The organism is Neisseria dentiae, assembly GCF_024580525.1.
Lineage (GTDB): Bacteria > Pseudomonadota > Gammaproteobacteria > Burkholderiales > Neisseriaceae > Neisseria > Neisseria dentiae_A.
The window spans coordinates 182,840-199,683 of record NZ_JANIKQ010000001.1; the positions used below are offsets into that span (position 1 = coordinate 182,840).

Consider the following 16,844-nt stretch of genomic DNA (forward strand, 5'->3'; position numbering starts at 1 on the left):
TCTAAACCTTTTTCAAAACAGATATATAATTACGCGCCCGCACCGAATCATTCGCAAAATCGGTGTTGTAGCGTTGCCCGTTCGGCGCGGTGGCCGCCTTGCCGGTAACAAATTTCTTTTCGATATCCAGCGTTACATCGCGGGCGGTCGGGTCGGTCAACACCGCATCGCCCGACGTTTCCAAACGCCGCGATTCGACACCTTGAGACACCACACGGCTACCCGCATACACCAAACCGTAAGCCAACGGCACCGGCCGCCCTTGCGCCACCGTGTTGTCCAAATTGGAAAACGACGTATTGCGGCTTTGCTGCACGCCGTGTTTTTCGGTATCCAATTTCGGCTGCTTGGTCAGCATCTGCGCCACGCCGCTTATCAACAAACCTACACCCGCATTAATCAAATAACCGCCAATAGGCCCACCAATACCCGTATAGGATAAGACTGCACCAACCACTATCAATACAACACCACCGATAACCTGCCCAGCTTTGCCCGCACCCGCCACTCGCGGGACGATATGCAGAATGCCGCTGTCAGGCCGTCTGAAATTGCTTTCGATATTCTCTTCGGTTTGGTCTTGCCCTTTGAAGCGCACCTGAAACAAACCGTCCCGAATCGCCTGCCGCAAGCCTTGAATCTGCACAAACAGCGCGTGCAGGGCTTCGGCGGGCGTTTCCGCGTGCAAATCAAAACGGCGGCCGTATTTGCGCAGGCCGCCGTATAAACAAACTGTAATCATAATCCCGCCGAATACACCAAATCGTTTTCGATTGCCTGTATCATTGCAGGCTCCCATTGCGGATGCCGCCACACCGAATGCGTGAAATCGCGCCAAAAGGCGTTATATGGCTCGCGGCGGCTCAATTGGTTGTAGGCATGATGCAGCATTTCGCCGTTGCCCAAATACAGCGCGGCATGATCGGCACGGCCCGATGTGCAGGTTAAAAACACATCACCCGCCTGCAAACTGCCGTCTGAAACCGGCAAAAAACCGCAAGCCTCAATGTGTTTAACCAGTTGCTGATTTTCGGCATCGCCGTACAAATCCGTGCGCCCGTGGTCGGGCAAATCAATTCCCGCCAACATGTACGCATCGCGCACTAACGCACCGCAATCGTATTCCCCATACTCAAAAACACGCCCGCGCAACGGCGGGCAGCAGCGGAATGTTTTCAGACGGCCTTGCGTGTACAAAATCCACGGCAGGCCGGTATTGACTTGGCTCAAACGGTCGGCAGGGGATAAGAAAACTGCGCCGTTCGGGTGCGAATGTACGATTGCTTCAATCTCGCCGAGCATTTCGGCGGCAAACCAATCATCAGGCAACACCGCAAAATGTTCGTTCGGGTCGGGCGCAACATTCACACAAGGGAAAAACATCTGCCCCGATTCGGTTTGCACCACAAATCCGCACATTTCGCGCGGCTCGCACTCCAGCGCGTGGCGGTTGATGTGATCGACCACAACATCATTAAGTTTTATCATGACAACACCTTATCCGAACTCGGAAAACCGCCGAACGGCAATACCGCACCTTCCCCGAACCGCGCCTTACAACCCAGCAGCCCGCGGCTGCAATCGTCTTTTTTCGGGTCGTTGGTCGGCATATCGAAACGGTCGGCCACGGGGCGGCCGGTATAGCCGCATCCTTCGCCGCGATACTGCCAGCAGCAAACGTTGGCCAGCATCACGCGCGACGGTATCACCGCACCATCGGATTCAGACGGCGCGGCCAACTCAAATACCGCCGATTGCGCCGTCAGCGACACCAACCGCTCGACAAGATATTTCGACACGATTTCCTGTGAGGGGTCGGCCTGCGGGTTGCCCGCCGTAAAATTGGCCGCATCTAAAAATTTTGCGTAGGTTTGGCGGCGCGTTACCGCCACACCCGCAAAATGGTTGTATTGCTCCGCCGCGCCGGTTACAAAGCCCATGATGTTGGATACCGTGAGGCGCGGGCGGTTGCCCGCACCCTGCGCCGTCAGCTCAAAACCGTCGGCCTGAATAGGGTAAGGCTCGTAAGCCTGCCCTTTCCATACAACGGCTTGCGATTTTTCGTTAACCTGATTGCAGAAGTAATGCACCTGCCCGCCCAAAGCGCGGAAATCCACTTCCCACAAATCCACCAACACATCTTGCTCGGCAGCGGTTAATGCTTTCAGCATCACACCGGACAACTGATTGATACGCGCATTCATGCCAACACCTCTTCAAATTTCACGGCAAGCTGGTAAACCTTGCCGCCTTTGTGCGTTTCGCGGTATTCGTCGGCGGTTTTTACCAGCAAACGCGGCCTGCCGGGCGGCTGCCAGTAAAACGATTCCACGCCGCGCCGCGCATCCAAAAACGCCTTGATTTCTTCAAGCAATTCTTTTCTGCCGGATAACTGCACGTCCCACATCTGCATTTTCGGCCTTAAACCCGTTGCCTGCCGCTGCTCGTATCCGTCGCCGAATTTAACCGTGCGCACGGCAAACTTGTGCGTTACCGACGCGGCGGAATCAACCCGCCAGCGGAATGTTTGTTTTGACATATTCACACCCAATCAAAAGGCCGTCTGAAAATTTCAGACGGCCTTTGCCATGTTGTAACTGATATTGCCCGGCCGCCAACTATTGGCGATTTCTTCTCTGGATACCGCACGCAAGGCTTGCAGCATTCCCGCTTCCACTCCGCGCTTCACTTGGCCTTCGGTATCTTCGCCGCCACCTTGCACAGTAATGTTGACCGTGATATTGGCTCCGCCCGCCACACCGCGCGGCGACCGGAATGCGGGAAACCCCACCGCACCGCCTTCAGCATAGCCTTTCAGACGCAGCCGCTCCACCGCCGACACGCCGCCGTGCCGCGCCACATCGCGCTGGCTGAATACCACCTCGCCTTTATGCACGATGCCCGCAGGCTCGTATTTTCCGCCGTGGCCGGTATAGCCGCCATCAGCAAAAAGATTATTGGATATATTAGCGTTGGTTCCCCAGCCGGCAGGGGCACCGCCGGTTGCAGATGTAATAATACCCGCCGCAAACTTAGCGGCCTGAATGCGGACAATCATTTTCAGAATATCCACCAAAAACGATCGCCAATCAGCACGGCGGCCAGTGAAAAATTCCGTCATATTATCTGTTACACCACCCAAAGCGGACACCCAAACATCCTGCATCTTCTTGCCACTGTTTTGGGCATCTGCAACCCATTTCTGAAACGGCGTTTCCTCCGGCATTTTCATGATTTCAGGGTCAATAGATTTCTGCCCCTTAATACGCTCCAACCAGTGCGCGTATTGCTCCAAATCAATCAGCCCTTCAGACAAGGCACGGTTAGCCAACTCCAATTCCGCCGCAAAATCCACCACCCCCGAAGGCTTGGCAAACTGCGACACCAATTCGAGATACTTGGCCACCGACTTATTCAAATCGGTTTGCGCATCGGCCGCTTTGGCCGCTTCCAACGCTTCTTTCTGCCGCGCTTCATCCCACGTTTTAAATTCAGGCAAAGACAACAGATTGGCTTGCTCGGTAATGGTTTTACCGAAGTTTTCCATCTGCAATTTGGCTTGGATTTTGGCTTTCTCAATGCGTTGGTTAAAGTTTTCCGCCCATTTGTCAAACGCCGACGGCTCAAACGCACCGAAACCGCCCGCACTCGCCGAATCCAAGCTGCCGTGCCCTTTTTCAGCAAACTGCCGCTGCAAATCGTTGGCCTTTTTAATCCACAAATCGGCAAACTGCCGCGCCGTCATGTGGCGGTTGCCGCCGTTTTGCGATACCGCCGCCTGCGCCCTGCCGCGGCTCATGATGGTAGCCAGCGCATCAATCACGTTTTTATCGGGATTGGACAATAAAGCCGCAGCACCGCCCCAGCCTTGTTGATGGCCCAAATAGTATTCGCCCGCCGTCAAATCGCGCCCGAGCCGACGGCGCAGCTTGGCACTCTGTGCAGCATGGTGCTTTCGTACCGCTAAGAACGATTTTTCCAAATCGTATGCGCCCGCCCTGGTCAAGCCGTAATCGCGCAGATATTGCGGCATTACTTGGAAATGCCCCAACGCACCCGATTTCTCATTCAACAGGTCTTTACCGCTGGCACTCTCGATTTGATACAACGCAAGCCATTTGGCAGGGTCTTCGCCGTATTTTTTCGCAAGCGCGGCCAATTTCTGCTGGTTTTGGCTCAAGCTGCTGCCTTTGCCGCTGCCGCGCTTGGATTCGGACAACCTTTCCGCATCATGGCGTTTTTCCAGCAGCTTGATTTCTTTTTCCGCCGCAGCCACTGATTCACGGCTGGCTCCGGAGTTGCGCAAATCATTGAGACGCTTCCGGGCTTCGGTCAACTCTTCAACGCGCCGTTGCTCCTTACTTAAATTCTGCGTGGTCAAGCGCATAAAATAATCCTGCGCTTCTACACCCTTTCGCCCCGCGTCGGCCAAATACTTTTCGCCCCACGCCACCGCATCTTCGATTTCTATTTCACGCTTGATTCGTTCGCGTTCAGCTTCCAAGCGTTTTTTCTCGGCAGGCGAATAGGTTTGATACAGACCACCGTAAAGCCCGCTGCCGCCAAGCACTGCGCCGCCCGCTGAAAGCCGTTTTTCCACGTCGGCAAGCTGCTGCTGCAAAGTCTGTTTTCGCCCTACCGATTTCATGGCTTCCCACGCACCGGAAGCCGCGTTTTTAATATTCAGCCAGCCTTGCTCGATAAAGCCCAAGTTTTCAATCACGCGCTTGGACATTTCGGCGGATTCGGCGGCGTATTTCTTTTGCACCAATGCCACCGCCTCTTGTTCGCGGCCTTGTTCCTGCAAGGCTTTCACTTGGGCGTACACGTCCGCAGTCATGCTTTGATAGGTGCGCGACAAAGCAACCACGGCTTTCAGCGGGTCGTTGGCGATTTCGGTGTATTTCTCAACCAAATCGCCGATACTGTCTCCGGTTGCCTGTGATTGCAGCGTTACCGATTCGGCAAACTGTCGGTAGTTTTCCGCGCCGACGGCACCGCTTTTCACGAATGCCAACACGGCTTCGCGCGCATCGCCATAACTGCCGGTGGTTTTACCCGCCGCGTCGGCGGCATCTTGCAGACGGCCTGCCGAAATACCCGCGCTCTCTCCGGCCAAAATCAAGGCGTTTTGATAGGCACGGGATTCTTCTCCGCCTTTGTACATGGCATACGCCAACGCGCCTACCGCACCCGTTGCTCCGGCCATCGCAAGGCGCGCGGGCGTAATCACCGACGCCAAACCCTTAAACATCGTGCCGAAGCCGCCGAACGAATCGCGCAACTGTCCGCCTTGCTGTAAGGCAATCAGCAAGGGATTCTGCCCGCCCGCAAGCTGGGTTACCACGTCGGTAAGCTGCGCAGGAACCTGCCGCAAGGCATTGTTGTACTGGCCTTGAGAAATGGTGTTACGCTTGGTTTTGGCATTCAGCGCATCAAGCTGTTTCAACAGCGGGTCAAGGCGGGATTGATCTACGCCGCGCTGGTTCGCCAACGCTTCGTAATATTCGCGGCTGGCTTTTCCGCCGGCAGTCAGCAGTGCGATATCGCGCTTGATGCTGTTTTCCAATGCTCGGCTGCTGCGCTCTACACGCTTTGCCGCCGCATCGGCCGCTTTGGCAGCGCCATCCGCCCCCGCAGCAACTTTGTCGATTCCCGCCGCCGCCTGTGCGCCCGCTCTCTGCCCCGCGCCGCCCAAGGTATGCAGTGATTTTTTCGCTTTATCTACACCGCGTTCCACGCCGGAAACGTCGGCAGATATGACAATTTTTGAATCAGCCATTTTCTTTTTCCCGCCACATCGCCAAAACTTCGGCTTCCATAATCTGAATATCGTCAAACAATACGCCACGGCGTTTGCGCTTAATGCCGCGCATATCCATCACCGCCGCCAACGCCTGATAATCCAAACCGTAGACACCGCCGAAACCGACACGCCATTGCGTCGATACCGCCCCGAAAAGCTGCACCGCCTGCCAGTTGCACGGCCACACGCCCACCACGTCTTCTTCGCCGTAGTCGTCTTCGCCGAAACCGAACGCATCCATTTCGGCTTTGGATGTGGTTTCGGTATACATGGCACGCGCGGCGGCGGTCAGTTTCCCACGCGGGCTTTAAATATTTCGTCTTGGTAGGCCGCAATCACTACGGCACCCGACATCGGGTAATTGTCCAACATGATTAACACGTTTTCGCGGTTAAACGGCTCCTGCAAATCCCAGCCCAACGCAATATCCATCACCACGTCGATATTCTGCTTGTCGTCCAAACCTTCCCAAAAGGCTTTCATTTCTTCCGCGCCGCGGTGCTTAAAATCAAATTCCACTGCCGCGCCATCTTGCGAACCGGCCACGGGAATCATCACGGTATGCTTAAAAGTTGCATCGGGTTTCAATTTCAATTTATTCATGTTTGTTTCCAACAAAAGGGCGGGAATCCGCCCTGTGTTTAAGATGCCGCGTAACGGTTTAACTTACCCGTCAACGCATACGCTATGTTGATTTTCATGCCTTCGTTACGGGTCATCGTCGGCGTTTCATTGACCGACAAATAGCCGATATAGGCAATCTGATCGCCTTTTTTCAAGCGCACCAACATAGGCGTCTCAAGACCGGAATTACTCGCCTCCAAAGCTGCCTGATAGCCGGGCAACGTTACATCGTCGCCAACAGCAATCTGAATCGACATCGGCGATTTCGTGGTCGGCATTTGGCGGTCGTAATCATCTTCTAAAAAACCGTGATCCCAATACTGTTGGTCGCCCCCAGAAGTAGTGAAGTCCAGCACTTGGGTAAGCTGCGTCCACTTCTTAACTTTGCGAACCGTGCCCACACCGCCGCCGGCAGGGAATTTGTTAACGTCGGTCGTATTGATGCCGATGAGGTTAAAAGTGCTGGTAGTAATACCACTCACTTTAAACACACGCCCGCTCAATTCGCCCCAGCCGCTTGTCAGCAGCACAAAATCGCCGTTTTGCAGGCCGTGCGCGTTGGCAGTCAGCACCGCTTCTGCTGCATTTGTGGCAACTGTTACCTTTTTCTCGGTATCCAGCTCGCCAATATGGACGGTCGCGCCATTCGGTAAGGTCAAAGCCATAGGTAAACTCCAATAAAAAAGCCCACACAAAGGCGGGCGGAAAAACAAAAGGCCGTCTGAAAATTCAGACGGCCTCAACTGATTCAAAACAAACCAAATGCCAAACTTGCTGATAGTAGGCGGTTACTTTTTCGCCGCTGTCATCATAGGCAATTTGCAGGTTTTCAGGCTCAAAGGCTTCGATTTCAAATTGTTGCAACTGCAAATCGGGATGTTTGAAAAACAGCGTTTCCGCTTCTTTCAGCATCGATTCGGCCACTGTATCGGCACTTTCGTTTGCCTGCACGCACAACATCACCACCAACCGAACATCATGGCGGTAGACAGGGCTGATACCTTTCCGCTCGCTGCGCCTGCCGTCGATATAAACCACCACGCAAGGCAGTTCCGACTGCGCAGGGGCTATGGCGCGGTTGTGATACACACGCCGAAACTTGGTTTTCAGCAAGGCCGCCGCCGCTTCGCGGATTTCAGTAAGTTGGTGTTTCATGCTGCTTACTCCGCAACTGGATAACGGCTATACCCGTGCCATCGAGCGCGATTTCCGCCACAGTATATTCAACACCGCGCACGTTAATCACAGCCGACTTGGTGTTTTCAGGCAACGACGATTCGGCAACGATTAGCCGCGGATCAGCATTGCCCACCGCAAAACCGTATGCGCCGTCGGGCGCGTATTCACGGTCGAACACCGCCGGCACTTCCACACCGCCAATTTGCACGGTTTCGCCGAAATCCGCAAGATTGGTAAATACGCCCAAAGGCTCTTTAAACATTTTCGCCGCCTTCGGGCTGTTTGCCGCCTTCGGGCTGTTTATCGCCTTCGGGATTGCCATCAGGCTGTTTGTTGTCGCCGTTACCCTGTTTGCCGCCGCATTTTTTCGGTGCTTCAGTTTCTTCTGCAAACAATTGACTGATCAACGCATCGGCAATATGCACCGGCACTTGCGTCGGCGTGTCGGCCTTGATTACTTCGCCACCGGCAAAAATATCGCGCGCTGTTTTAATCCAACGTGTACTCATTATTTAAGCTCCATCAATGCAACAGGCCGCCTGAAAGTTTCAGACGGCCTGCCGCCGGTTTGAAAATCAGCCGTTAAATCAGCCGGTAACGATATCTTTAATCGCAGCAAACGATTCGGCGTGCCGCACGGCAATATCCACGTCTTGCAGGGTAGTGATACGCACCGCACCCTTATTGCTTTGGGTGTACGGGTCAACAATCACATCCAACACGCCCCAATGCGCGATAATCAAATCAGCCCAGTTGCCGAAAATCAGCGGGCTGCATTTACCGCTTGCGCTGCCTTTAGTCAGGTTGGAAGGCACTTGATTAGATACCGCGCAACGGTAGCCGTTTAACGGCGTTTCGCCGTCCTGCCAAATGTAACCGCTCACACCGTCGGCTTTCAGCTTGGTTTTCAGCTGGCCGCGGACTTTGGTGTTGGTCAGGTAAGCCAAATCGCCCAAATCGGCATTGGCGGCGGCAATAGCGGTTTCCAAAGCGACAATATGTTTCCATTCCAGCTCACCGCCGTTGGTATCAATAGCCACCGTACCGATACCGTTGGTATTCAGGATACCGGTTGGCTGGTTGCTGCTGCCCGTGCCGGCAATGGCCGCCAAATCGATGCCCAGCATCATTGATTTAATCAGTTCCGCGCGGGCAAACTGTTCAGCGGAAAGCGAACTTTGCAGAATAAACTTGCGGCTCAATTCGGTATTTGCCGTAACGGTTTTCGGTTTCAGGCTGAATTGGCCGAACGTAGCATTGCTTTCAGACGCCGCGCCGTTTTCATCCACCCACGTTACGCTGTTGCCGGTAAGCTGTTTGGGAATGGTGATATCACCAACCAAGCCGTCCAACACGGTTGCACCCAGCTGCGCCACCGACAAACGGTTGCGCAGCATTTCCACAAACAGATCGGGGCGCAATTCGTTGGCAACGGTATGGCCGCCGTTGGCCGCCGTACCCTTGCTGTATGCGCGGGCGGATAACAAATCGGTCGGCACAAAGAAACCCGCCGCATCGCGCCCGAAACGCTTGGCTAGCTCTTGCGATACTTCGCGCTCCAAGCCGGCATTCGACCAATCATTTTTAGATGCCGCACCCAATGCGCGCAGCAAACTAAACTCGCGTTTTTCGTTTTCATTCATGCCGATATCGTCAGACGTTACCGTGGGCGTGGTTTTCATGTTTTCCATGATGGCGGCGCGTAATTGCGCTTCGTTACCGCCTTCAGAAATCACTTTTTCCGCCAACGCCACGCCGCCATGCGACTCGTAGGCGCGGCCGATGGCCAGCAGGCCGGATACGCGGGCGCGTTCGTCTTGCATACCGCGCTCGGCGGTGTTGTTGGGGTCGGCTGCTACAACAGCCGCTGAGGTGTTTTGCTCTTTGCTCATACTTCTGTTTCCTTTATCGGATTCGGGGTTATCAACAGGGTTTTCAGGGGTTGCCGCAGGTTCAGACGGCACGGGTTCAACACTACGGCCTACGCCGACGGTGGTATCGGCAGGCACGGTTACAAAACTGATTTCATACGGTTGCCAGCGCATCGCGGTAAACGTCAGCTTTTCAGATTCCACACTCTGCTTAAGATCAGAAATGTTGTATCCCACGCTGATATGGCGCAGCAAGCCGTCTTGCACGTCCTGCCATTTTTCGTCGGCGCGCGGGCTATGGCCGAAGCGGATAAGCGCACGACCTTTTTTATCGGCATCAATCCATGCACGCTCGATTACACCGATATGCTTATCCCAATCATGGTTAAACAGCACCGCGCCGCCGTCATTCAGGCGGCTTAAATCTACCGCCCCCGCATCATGGCTCAACACTTCATCGCCATACCACCGCGCTACCGGCTCTTCGCTGGAAAAGGCTACTTCTACAGTTCGCTTTTCGGTATCCACACTTTCACGCTGAAAAACGGCAAATCGGCTCTGATTCTGCAATTTGGATTTATCCGGTTTTTCGGTTTTATTCGTCATCTTGGTTTTCCTGTGTTAGGGTTTCAGACGGCCTTTGCACCGATATGCCTTTCTCGGCCAAAAGCTGGTTTTCCTGTTCTATTTGCGCCACTACGTCGTCAAAATCCACGCCCAATTCATCGGCAATGGCGCGACGGGATTTAACACTCAAAGCGACTGCTTCTTTATGGGCGTTGATATCTTTCAGCGGGTCAACCCATGCCCAGCGGCGGCCTTGCCATTGATGGTTTCGGAATTTATCCAGCTTGGCAGCGGGCAGCGCATTGCCGGAGGCGGTTTTAATCGCACCTTTCAAGAGGGCCGCCGCTATCCAGCGGTCAAATACGTCGTACAAAAACGCTTCGGTAAACCAGTTTTGTAAAGCCATCCATGCGTCGCGCTCTTCCAGCGTCCCGCTACGGATGCTGGAAAAATTAACACCCTCAAGGTCGTTGGCCAAAGAGTGGTAAGCCACCCCCATACCGCTGGCAATACCGCGCAGGCTCGCCTTAACGAATGCGTCGTAATTTGCGTGCGGGTAGTCGGGATTAAACGGCGTGAAGTCGTAACCCTGCGGCAATTCGTGGAACGTTCCCGGCTCCGCTGAATCAATTAAATCCACCCCGCCGCGGCCGTTATCCTGCTCTTGGCCGTCAATCGGCGGTAAAAAGTTATCGGCTTCTTCGGTTTGTTTGAAAAAGCCCATTTTGGAAGCACCAATACGCGCCGCAATAATCGCCGCTTCCTGATAACCACCCAAGTTTTGCAGGCCGATAATCGCCGATGCCACCCACGGGAAACCGCGCCGCTGTTCGGGGCGGTCGCGCAGGTAGATATGGCTGATTTCACTCGCCGGCACACGCTCGCGCAGATTGCCTACCTGCGCCGTTAAATGGCTTTCGCCCGGATGCGTGGTGCGCAGCCAGTAAGCAACGGGTCGGCTGTATTCGTTTAATTCCACGCCCATACGCACGGCGTTTTGCCCGTATTGCGCAGGTCTGTTGTAATCGGTATCGAGCCGGTCGATATCCAGCACCTGCACGGCGTAGCCGTAGCCGTTATCAAATCCGCCGATATGCCGCACCAGCGCTTCGCCGTCGCGGGCAACCGAGCGTAACAACAGCCGCTGCACATCAGCAAAAGACAATGTGCCGGTAACATCACACACCCCGCGCCGAGTCCAGCGGTAAAAAGCCGTTTCGATGGCACGGTTGGCCAACGTGTCGGGTTTGTCGCTGGTATCCATCGGAACACGCATCTGCAAGGAAAATCCCTCACGGCCAACGATGTTGTTTTCGACCATCTGCAAGAACTTGCGCATATAGTCGTTATCGCGGGCAAGGCTGCGGGCGCGGGCGCGCAATTTGTCCAAATCGGTGCGGGCCAGCGCATCGGCCGACCAGTTTTGCGGCTGCCAAGATTTCAGCGACCCAAACGGCCTTGCCCCGGCAAAGCTGCGACGGTTGCCTGATTTCGGCTCCGTTGACTTTTTGCCGAACATGCGCGAAAAAAAACCGCGCTTTTGCACGGTTGGTTGATTGGTTGGCATAATCTTTCCCTAAAAACGCGAAATGATGCGCCGCGCGCGGCTTGGCCGCTCTCCTACTGCCGTTTCCAGCCTTTGCACTTCGTTTTGCCAAAAGCGCAGTTGTTTCAGCACATCTGCCGCATCGGCAAATTCCATTTCGCGGTCTTTGATTCTATAACGCTTGGTCAGGCCACGGCTGCCGATATGATCTTTGTAAGCCTGTTTCAGCGTTTTCACGATTTCGCGGGCTTCTTCAAGCTCAACGGTATATTGCTGATTCATTTCAGACGGCCTTTCAATCATAACCACAAATTAAATTCCGCACATATTTCAACGCGGCGGGCAGTTCGCGCCCTGTATCGTTAAAAGCACCCGCCCAAATATTCAACAGGGCAGATGCATGATGTGCGTTGAAATCACATTCGTGCAACTGCTCCACACCTTTAACCCACAAATCGTTGTCCAATTCGGCGTAAATCGGTTCTTCGCTCATTTGATGCTGCAAATACCATTCGGCCTTTTTCAAATCTTCAAGACCGTTTTTTTCCTGATAACGCCAAATATATTTAAAGGCATTGCCAAGGCAGAAATTCAGGTGTCGCGTAAACTCGATACACTCAACGGGCTGTGTGCGGTAGTGATTGGGGTTGATGTTATCTTTCATGGTGTATCTTTCGCATAAAACGTAATAATGCCGCGGTAATACCGCTCTTCGATTTCCCCCGCGCGTACCATCTCGTCCAGTTCGGCGCGGGTCTGTATCCAATCCGTACTACTGGCCTTATTACGCACGGCGGCATTAATGCCCGTGGAAGTACAGCCGGGATGGATGCGGATGTAGTCTAAAATCTGTTGTTTCATGGCATGGTTAAATGCAACAGGCCGTCTGAAATCTGCTGTTCAGACGGCCTGTTTGGTTGTACCGATTTATCAAGACGGCAGGTTCGGTATATCCCTGCGCTACATTCACGGGCGGGGCACGCCGTATCAGCCCCCAGTCAGATAAAAATAAAAAGCAGAAAAGCGTTTTTCAGGCGATGTACGGTTAACGCTTAACCTCCATAAAAGGCCGTCTGAAATTTCAGACGGCTTGTTGTTTAAAAATTCGTGGCGAAATTGCTGCCTTTGCGCTTTCTGCCAACTGCCGCATACCCGTTTCCGGTTTGCGTATGTGCCGTTTCAGACGGCCTTTCGGCTTCGGCAGGCTTAGGCTCGGCAAATAGTTCCGATTGCAGCAAGGCGTTTTCATACAATGCCCACCGTGCGGCAGACATGGTATGCGTGCCCAGCGATCGGGCCGCGTGTAGTGCATAAACTTCGCAGTCCAACGCCTCATTGCGCACGCCCACTTTCTTTTGCCACACCTTTTTGTGCTTGTTCATGCGGCTGGGCACTTTGATTTCGCTCAAAAGCTGGCCGCAGTAATCGGCACGCACGTCTTTATAAAAGTGCATCCGCCCCGGGCCGCCGCCCTCAAGGTTGATTCGGGCGTGTTCGTCGATTAACAAATCTTTGGCACGGCTCACGCCGACGCTATACACCTGCACGCCGAATTTGTCGGCCTTGGTGTTTTTGTGCTTAAGGTCAATCGCACGGGCTTTACTGAAAACCTCCTTATCGGGGTTAACGCTACCCTTAACCGCCATAACGTTAACCTGTTTGTAACCACGGCAGGCACGAACGAATCCGTAAACCGCGTCGGAGGTGTTACCGTCCGAACTGTCTATCGACACGGCGGCGATTTTCATGCCGGCTCCGCTTTCATGGCGGTAGGCCGTCTGAAAAATCATCTCCGCCAGTTTACGCCACACGTCGGATTTTGGGTCAACCGTGTTGCCGTGGAGTTCTCCCCACCAAACCAGCCAGCTTTCTTCGCCGCGGCCCCATGCGCGGATGATGATGGCCAAGCGGTCGTGCTGCACGTCAACACCCATCGTCAGCAGCAAGCCGCCGCGCGGCACGGTGTTTTCTTCGTAGTCTTCGCCGCGCTCCGCCAATTCGTCTTCTTTTATACCGTCATTCGTCATTTCAAACGGGATGCCGATAGATGAATTGACAAACGCAATCATGGGGGCGATATCGCCGTTATCCATTTCATGCTGGGCGGTCAGCCATTTTTTCATTAACTCCGAAAACACACTTCCCGGAAACGGGCTGTAAAGCTCGTTCAGGTAGAAACCCGCCGTGCCGTGGAACGGGGCAGTGGCTTGCCACCAACCGCGCTTCACATTGCGGTTTTTCTGCATATCGTTCCACCCCGCGCCGCAATGCGGGCAGGTGTAATGCGCCGTTTCGGGCAATTTTTTCCCGAATACCGGATGGTTGCCGTTCGGGTCTTCGTCGCAGCTCAAATAATCAAAGCTCAAGGCGTGCGCTTCGCCGCATTCATGGCACGGCACCATACCCACCCTCTTGTCTGAAAGCTCCATTTCGGCGGCAATCGTCGAAACACCCGCAATAGTCGGCGTGCCGCCCAATACGATTTTGGGGCGGCGGTAGGTTTTGGTGCGCTCTTTCGCCAGCTTGATACTGTCGCCCTGCCCGCGCAGGTTTAGGTTACAGTCGTCCGGCTCTTCCACGCACACAATCGGCACGGGCGATGATTTCACACTGGCGGGGCTGTTGCTGCCCACCAGTTTTAAAAATCCGCCGGGGAATTTCTTAAACAACTGCCGCTGCCCTTGCGCGCGGATACGGGTATCGACTTTTTCACGCAGGGCGGGTGTTGCTTCCACCATCGGCGTGAATTTTTCGTCCATGTATTCTTTGGCCGCGCCTTCTTTCGGAAATAAAACCAGTATCGGGCTGGGTTCGACATCAATGGTCTTGCCCAAAAAGTTACCCAATACCCCTGAAGTCCACGCCACCTGCGCCGATTTTTGGCAGCAAATCACTTGCACATTAGGGTCGTCCAACGCATCAAGCGGGCTGTTTTCCCACTCAAGATACGGGGTTACGCCCAAAACGTATTTACCCGGGCGCGCGGCTTCGATACTCGACAAATAACGGTATCGGTTCGCCCAATCCCGCGTTTGTACTTTACGCGGCGGCTGCCATTTTTGACACGCCTGCCGCATAACGCGGGCAACGGTTTCAGCCATCCGCGCCTGCATCGTGGCCGCTGCTGTCGTCTGCATCATTTTCATCTCCGTAATTGGCCAGCTTTTCCAATGCACGGTTGATATACATGGCAATCACATCAGGATCGACGGCAACCCCCAATACTGCACTCAATTCCGTAGCCAGCATATCCGGCATGGTTAAAAACTCGGTACGGGCGGCCAGTATGTGGTCGCTCCAAGCCCGCTCAAACAATGCGGCAGGGGCAAGCTCTCCCGTTCGCTCTTTAATATCAAGCTCGATAGCATCGGCTTTCAGCCGGTCGAGCCGATCGCGCGGCTTTTCTTTGTTCAAACGCTCCAATTCGCGCTGAATCATCCAGCGGATAACATCTCCGCTCTCATATTCGTTTGCCTGCCCGCGATTGTCGGCGTAACTGGCAACGGGCAAGCCCTCTTTCTGCCACTCCGTCAACGACCTTTCGGAAACGCCTAAAATCTCGGACAACTGTCTTTTGTTTACCAGCATATCCAAGTTCCAAAATGCACTTCAAACGGCCTGCGCAGCGGAATAAGCAAAGGAATGAAAACAAACCCGCCTTACAAGCCGTCTGAAATACACTTTTAAAAAAAGCGGTCGGAAAAATCCGACCGCCAAATCATGAAAAACCAACTACACACAACAAACAAAAAAATAACACCAAACCAAGTAAGGAAGCCAACACACCCTGTCGCTTAACAAAAAACGAGGCGCGAATTACCCGCGATATCAGGAATGCCGGAAGTACCTTAACGGGCGGTTGCCAAAGCATGATCGAGGGCCGCAGCAAAAATCCGTTCCCATTCATCATCAACTACCCTTTGCGCCGTTTCAAAATATTTAAACAATTTATCGTAATCCGCCGCAGAAACGTAAACCAATAAAGGCGTTACACCACGACGTTTCCGCTTATACAACCCGGGCGGAAGTTTTCCTCGCTGAGCGTGAAGCACGAAATGCGTGCCGTCTGAAACGCCGCGCACCATCGACCGAAATGCGGTCAATGTGATATTGCCGTGCCTATCCAACCGCGCACCCTTCGCCGGCACAATACGATGCCCCGCCGGCATCAAGCCTTTTGCCACAAAAAAAGATTCAACCGCTTTTATTCGCCGGCTACCACCGTGAATTTGCGCAGAAAGATATTTACCCGCACTGCGATTGCCGCCGCCGTCTTTAAAATCGACCACAGCCGTTAAATTTTCTTTTTGCGCGTATTGCTGAACAAAAAGACTATTCATTGTCCAGCGCGTCGGATTAAAAAACACCGTCTGCATTTCAGACTGCTCACCCGAAATCACAGCTTCGGCGGTTTTATTCAGCGCATTCTTGGCCGCAAACGGAAGCTGCCGTTTGTGAATATCATCAAGCCGCTTATACACCCGGCTTAAATCCACCCTTACATCAACCGCCATAAAAAACCAAAGAAAAGGCCGTCTGAAAAGGATTCAGACAGCACACAAGGATAATGACAATAAAAAAGCCGCTTTTCGCAGACGCACGAAAAACAGCTTTAGCACAATTAAACTTCAAATGTTACAACCGTGTCAAGATAATTTTTGCAACAACATGGCAATTTCAGGGTGTAATTGCATTTTTTTTACGGCTCGATGCAAGGTTACACGGTAATTTTGCGCTGAAACCATCACGCCACACTGTTGAGATACTCTTTGCGCCTTAATCGTCTGACTGCCGCCGTGCAAATACTCTTGCTTGATTATTGCCGCCATTACAGGCCGCTGTCTTGCGATATAGTTATTTACCGTCATTGCAACAGCATCACCATCAATACCATAGGGCAGGTTGTTGCCACTGCCACAGGCCACACCGCCACCCATCAAAACATTCAACCGACTGGAACCATAACCCAGCCCCCCATCATCACGCGCCGTAGCCCACCGCGCCCAATATTCTAAAAGTCCGTCTATTGTCATTTCCCGTGCTTTCCACGCCGCACGGATTTTGCCATTAGCCCCGTCTTAATTTATTGCAGGGCTTTGTTTATTAAGGCTTGATTTTATCAAATCGCAGCATCCAAAACAAATATGTTGCACTTGTCCATATTTTTGCCCCACTTGTCCACACTTGACCATACTTTAGGACAGGCTGAAAGCCTTTAAATTCGGCACTTGTCCAACTTGTCCATAGTAAT

20 protein-coding genes are annotated in these 16,844 nt (G+C 53.4%); all 20 read right to left on the minus strand.

Annotated features, from left to right (window positions below):
* Position 1: 1 nt before the first annotated feature.
* The 20 genes from NQ012_RS00875 to NQ012_RS00970 all read right to left on the minus strand — a co-directional run bounded on the left by NQ012_RS00875 (position 2) and on the right by NQ012_RS00970 (position 16,626).
* A complete protein-coding gene (locus NQ012_RS00875; RefSeq protein ID WP_257065566.1) occupies positions 2-742 on the minus strand; it encodes a tail assembly protein in 741 nt (246 codons plus the stop codon).
* A complete protein-coding gene (locus tag NQ012_RS00880; RefSeq protein WP_257065569.1) occupies positions 739-1,488 on the minus strand; it encodes a C40 family peptidase in 750 nt (249 codons plus the stop codon). The genes NQ012_RS00875 and NQ012_RS00880 overlap by 4 nt, the downstream gene beginning before the upstream one ends.
* Positions 1,485-2,204, minus strand: coding sequence for a phage minor tail protein L (locus NQ012_RS00885; RefSeq protein ID WP_257065571.1), 720 nt, complete (start codon positions 2,202-2,204; stop codon positions 1,485-1,487). Before NQ012_RS00885 ends, NQ012_RS00880 begins: the two co-directional genes overlap by 4 nt.
* Positions 2,201-2,539, minus strand: a complete 339-nt coding sequence (locus NQ012_RS00890; protein WP_257065572.1) for a phage tail protein — start codon at positions 2,537-2,539, stop codon at positions 2,201-2,203. Before NQ012_RS00890 ends, NQ012_RS00885 begins: the two co-directional genes overlap by 4 nt.
* Before the next feature lie 33 nt (positions 2,540-2,572).
* Positions 2,573-5,782 (minus strand): phage tail length tape measure family protein, encoded by a 3,210-nt coding sequence (locus NQ012_RS00895; protein ID WP_257065573.1) that lies wholly within the window; start codon positions 5,780-5,782, stop codon positions 2,573-2,575.
* The gene (locus NQ012_RS00900) at positions 5,775-6,077 is read right to left on the minus strand and encodes a DUF1799 domain-containing protein (protein WP_257065574.1); all 303 of its coding nucleotides are present in this window, start codon (positions 6,075-6,077) and stop codon (positions 5,775-5,777) included. The genes NQ012_RS00895 and NQ012_RS00900 overlap by 8 nt, the downstream gene beginning before the upstream one ends.
* 17 nt (positions 6,078-6,094) lie before the next feature.
* Positions 6,095-6,409 (minus strand): phage tail assembly chaperone, encoded by a 315-nt coding sequence (locus NQ012_RS00905; protein WP_257065575.1) that lies wholly within the window; start codon positions 6,407-6,409, stop codon positions 6,095-6,097.
* A gap of 38 nt (positions 6,410-6,447) precedes the next feature.
* Positions 6,448-7,095, minus strand: coding sequence for a phage tail protein (locus tag NQ012_RS00910; protein WP_257065576.1), 648 nt, complete (start codon positions 7,093-7,095; stop codon positions 6,448-6,450).
* Between the two features lie 64 nt (positions 7,096-7,159).
* Complete coding sequence (locus tag NQ012_RS00915) at positions 7,160-7,585, minus strand: hypothetical protein (protein ID WP_257065577.1); 426 nt, start codon at positions 7,583-7,585, stop codon at positions 7,160-7,162.
* Complete coding sequence (locus tag NQ012_RS00920) at positions 7,566-7,871, minus strand: head-tail joining protein (RefSeq protein WP_257065578.1); 306 nt, start codon at positions 7,869-7,871, stop codon at positions 7,566-7,568. Before NQ012_RS00920 ends, NQ012_RS00915 begins: the two co-directional genes overlap by 20 nt.
* Positions 7,864-8,118 (minus strand): hypothetical protein, encoded by a 255-nt coding sequence (locus NQ012_RS00925; RefSeq protein WP_257065579.1) that lies wholly within the window; start codon positions 8,116-8,118, stop codon positions 7,864-7,866. The genes NQ012_RS00920 and NQ012_RS00925 overlap by 8 nt, the downstream gene beginning before the upstream one ends.
* 78 nt (positions 8,119-8,196) lie before the next feature.
* A complete protein-coding gene (locus tag NQ012_RS00930; RefSeq protein WP_257065580.1) occupies positions 8,197-10,086 on the minus strand; it encodes a phage major capsid protein in 1,890 nt (629 codons plus the stop codon).
* Positions 10,076-11,614, minus strand: coding sequence for a phage portal protein (locus NQ012_RS00935; RefSeq protein WP_257065581.1), 1,539 nt, complete (start codon positions 11,612-11,614; stop codon positions 10,076-10,078). The genes NQ012_RS00930 and NQ012_RS00935 overlap by 11 nt, the downstream gene beginning before the upstream one ends.
* Before the next feature lie 9 nt (positions 11,615-11,623).
* A complete protein-coding gene (locus NQ012_RS00940) occupies positions 11,624-11,875 on the minus strand; it encodes a hypothetical protein (protein WP_257065582.1) in 252 nt (83 codons plus the stop codon).
* A 13-nt stretch (positions 11,876-11,888) separates the two neighbouring features.
* Complete coding sequence (locus NQ012_RS00945) at positions 11,889-12,257, minus strand: DUF3310 domain-containing protein (RefSeq protein WP_257065583.1); 369 nt, start codon at positions 12,255-12,257, stop codon at positions 11,889-11,891.
* A complete protein-coding gene (locus tag NQ012_RS00950; RefSeq protein ID WP_257065584.1) occupies positions 12,254-12,454 on the minus strand; it encodes a hypothetical protein in 201 nt (66 codons plus the stop codon). The genes NQ012_RS00945 and NQ012_RS00950 overlap by 4 nt, the downstream gene beginning before the upstream one ends.
* A gap of 236 nt (positions 12,455-12,690) precedes the next feature.
* Positions 12,691-14,733, minus strand: coding sequence for a phage terminase large subunit family protein (locus NQ012_RS00955; protein ID WP_257065585.1), 2,043 nt, complete (start codon positions 14,731-14,733; stop codon positions 12,691-12,693).
* Positions 14,687-15,181: a terminase small subunit gene (locus NQ012_RS00960; RefSeq protein WP_257065586.1), complete on the minus strand. Its 495-nt coding sequence runs from the start codon at positions 15,179-15,181 to the stop codon at positions 14,687-14,689. Before NQ012_RS00960 ends, NQ012_RS00955 begins: the two co-directional genes overlap by 47 nt.
* A 260-nt stretch (positions 15,182-15,441) precedes the next feature.
* Positions 15,442-16,107, minus strand: coding sequence for a hypothetical protein (locus NQ012_RS00965; RefSeq protein WP_257065587.1), 666 nt, complete (start codon positions 16,105-16,107; stop codon positions 15,442-15,444).
* A gap of 132 nt (positions 16,108-16,239) precedes the next feature.
* A complete protein-coding gene (locus NQ012_RS00970; RefSeq protein ID WP_257065588.1) occupies positions 16,240-16,626 on the minus strand; it encodes a molecular chaperone DnaJ in 387 nt (128 codons plus the stop codon).
* Positions 16,627-16,844: the final 218 nt, after the last annotated feature.

What these genes read in the sequence shown, in the direction of transcription:
- NQ012_RS00880 (WP_257065569.1), bottom strand. Translation starts at nt 1,488, where the DNA reads ATGATAAAACTTAATGATGTTGTGGTCGATCACATCAACCGCCACGCG.
- NQ012_RS00895 (WP_257065573.1), bottom strand. Translation starts at nt 5,782, where the DNA reads ATGGCTGATTCAAAAATTGTCATATCTGCCGACGTTTCCGGCGTGGAA.
- NQ012_RS00910 (WP_257065576.1), bottom strand. Translation starts at nt 7,095, where the DNA reads ATGGCTTTGACCTTACCGAATGGCGCGACCGTCCATATTGGCGAGCTG.
- NQ012_RS00940 (WP_257065582.1), bottom strand. Translation starts at nt 11,875, where the DNA reads ATGAATCAGCAATATACCGTTGAGCTTGAAGAAGCCCGCGAAATCGTG.
- NQ012_RS00965 (WP_257065587.1), bottom strand. Translation starts at nt 16,107, where the DNA reads ATGGCGGTTGATGTAAGGGTGGATTTAAGCCGGGTGTATAAGCGGCTT.
- NQ012_RS00890 (WP_257065572.1), bottom strand. Translation starts at nt 2,539, where the DNA reads ATGTCAAAACAAACATTCCGCTGGCGGGTTGATTCCGCCGCGTCGGTA.
- NQ012_RS00885 (WP_257065571.1), bottom strand. Translation starts at nt 2,204, where the DNA reads ATGAATGCGCGTATCAATCAGTTGTCCGGTGTGATGCTGAAAGCATTA.
- NQ012_RS00920 (WP_257065578.1), bottom strand. Translation starts at nt 7,871, where the DNA reads ATGTTTAAAGAGCCTTTGGGCGTATTTACCAATCTTGCGGATTTCGGC.
- NQ012_RS00905 (WP_257065575.1), bottom strand. Translation starts at nt 6,409, where the DNA reads ATGAATAAATTGAAATTGAAACCCGATGCAACTTTTAAGCATACCGTG.
- NQ012_RS00915 (WP_257065577.1), bottom strand. Translation starts at nt 7,585, where the DNA reads ATGAAACACCAACTTACTGAAATCCGCGAAGCGGCGGCGGCCTTGCTG.
- NQ012_RS00945 (WP_257065583.1), bottom strand. Translation starts at nt 12,257, where the DNA reads ATGAAAGATAACATCAACCCCAATCACTACCGCACACAGCCCGTTGAG.
- NQ012_RS00935 (WP_257065581.1), bottom strand. Translation starts at nt 11,614, where the DNA reads ATGCCAACCAATCAACCAACCGTGCAAAAGCGCGGTTTTTTTTCGCGC.
- NQ012_RS00955 (WP_257065585.1), bottom strand. Translation starts at nt 14,733, where the DNA reads ATGATGCAGACGACAGCAGCGGCCACGATGCAGGCGCGGATGGCTGAA.
- NQ012_RS00970 (WP_257065588.1), bottom strand. Translation starts at nt 16,626, where the DNA reads ATGACAATAGACGGACTTTTAGAATATTGGGCGCGGTGGGCTACGGCG.
- NQ012_RS00900 (WP_257065574.1), bottom strand. Translation starts at nt 6,077, where the DNA reads ATGTATACCGAAACCACATCCAAAGCCGAAATGGATGCGTTCGGTTTC.
- NQ012_RS00950 (WP_257065584.1), bottom strand. Translation starts at nt 12,454, where the DNA reads ATGAAACAACAGATTTTAGACTACATCCGCATCCATCCCGGCTGTACT.
- NQ012_RS00930 (WP_257065580.1), bottom strand. Translation starts at nt 10,086, where the DNA reads ATGACGAATAAAACCGAAAAACCGGATAAATCCAAATTGCAGAATCAG.
- NQ012_RS00960 (WP_257065586.1), bottom strand. Translation starts at nt 15,181, where the DNA reads ATGCTGGTAAACAAAAGACAGTTGTCCGAGATTTTAGGCGTTTCCGAA.
- NQ012_RS00925 (WP_257065579.1), bottom strand. Translation starts at nt 8,118, where the DNA reads ATGAGTACACGTTGGATTAAAACAGCGCGCGATATTTTTGCCGGTGGC.
- NQ012_RS00875 (WP_257065566.1), bottom strand. Translation starts at nt 742, where the DNA reads ATGATTACAGTTTGTTTATACGGCGGCCTGCGCAAATACGGCCGCCGT.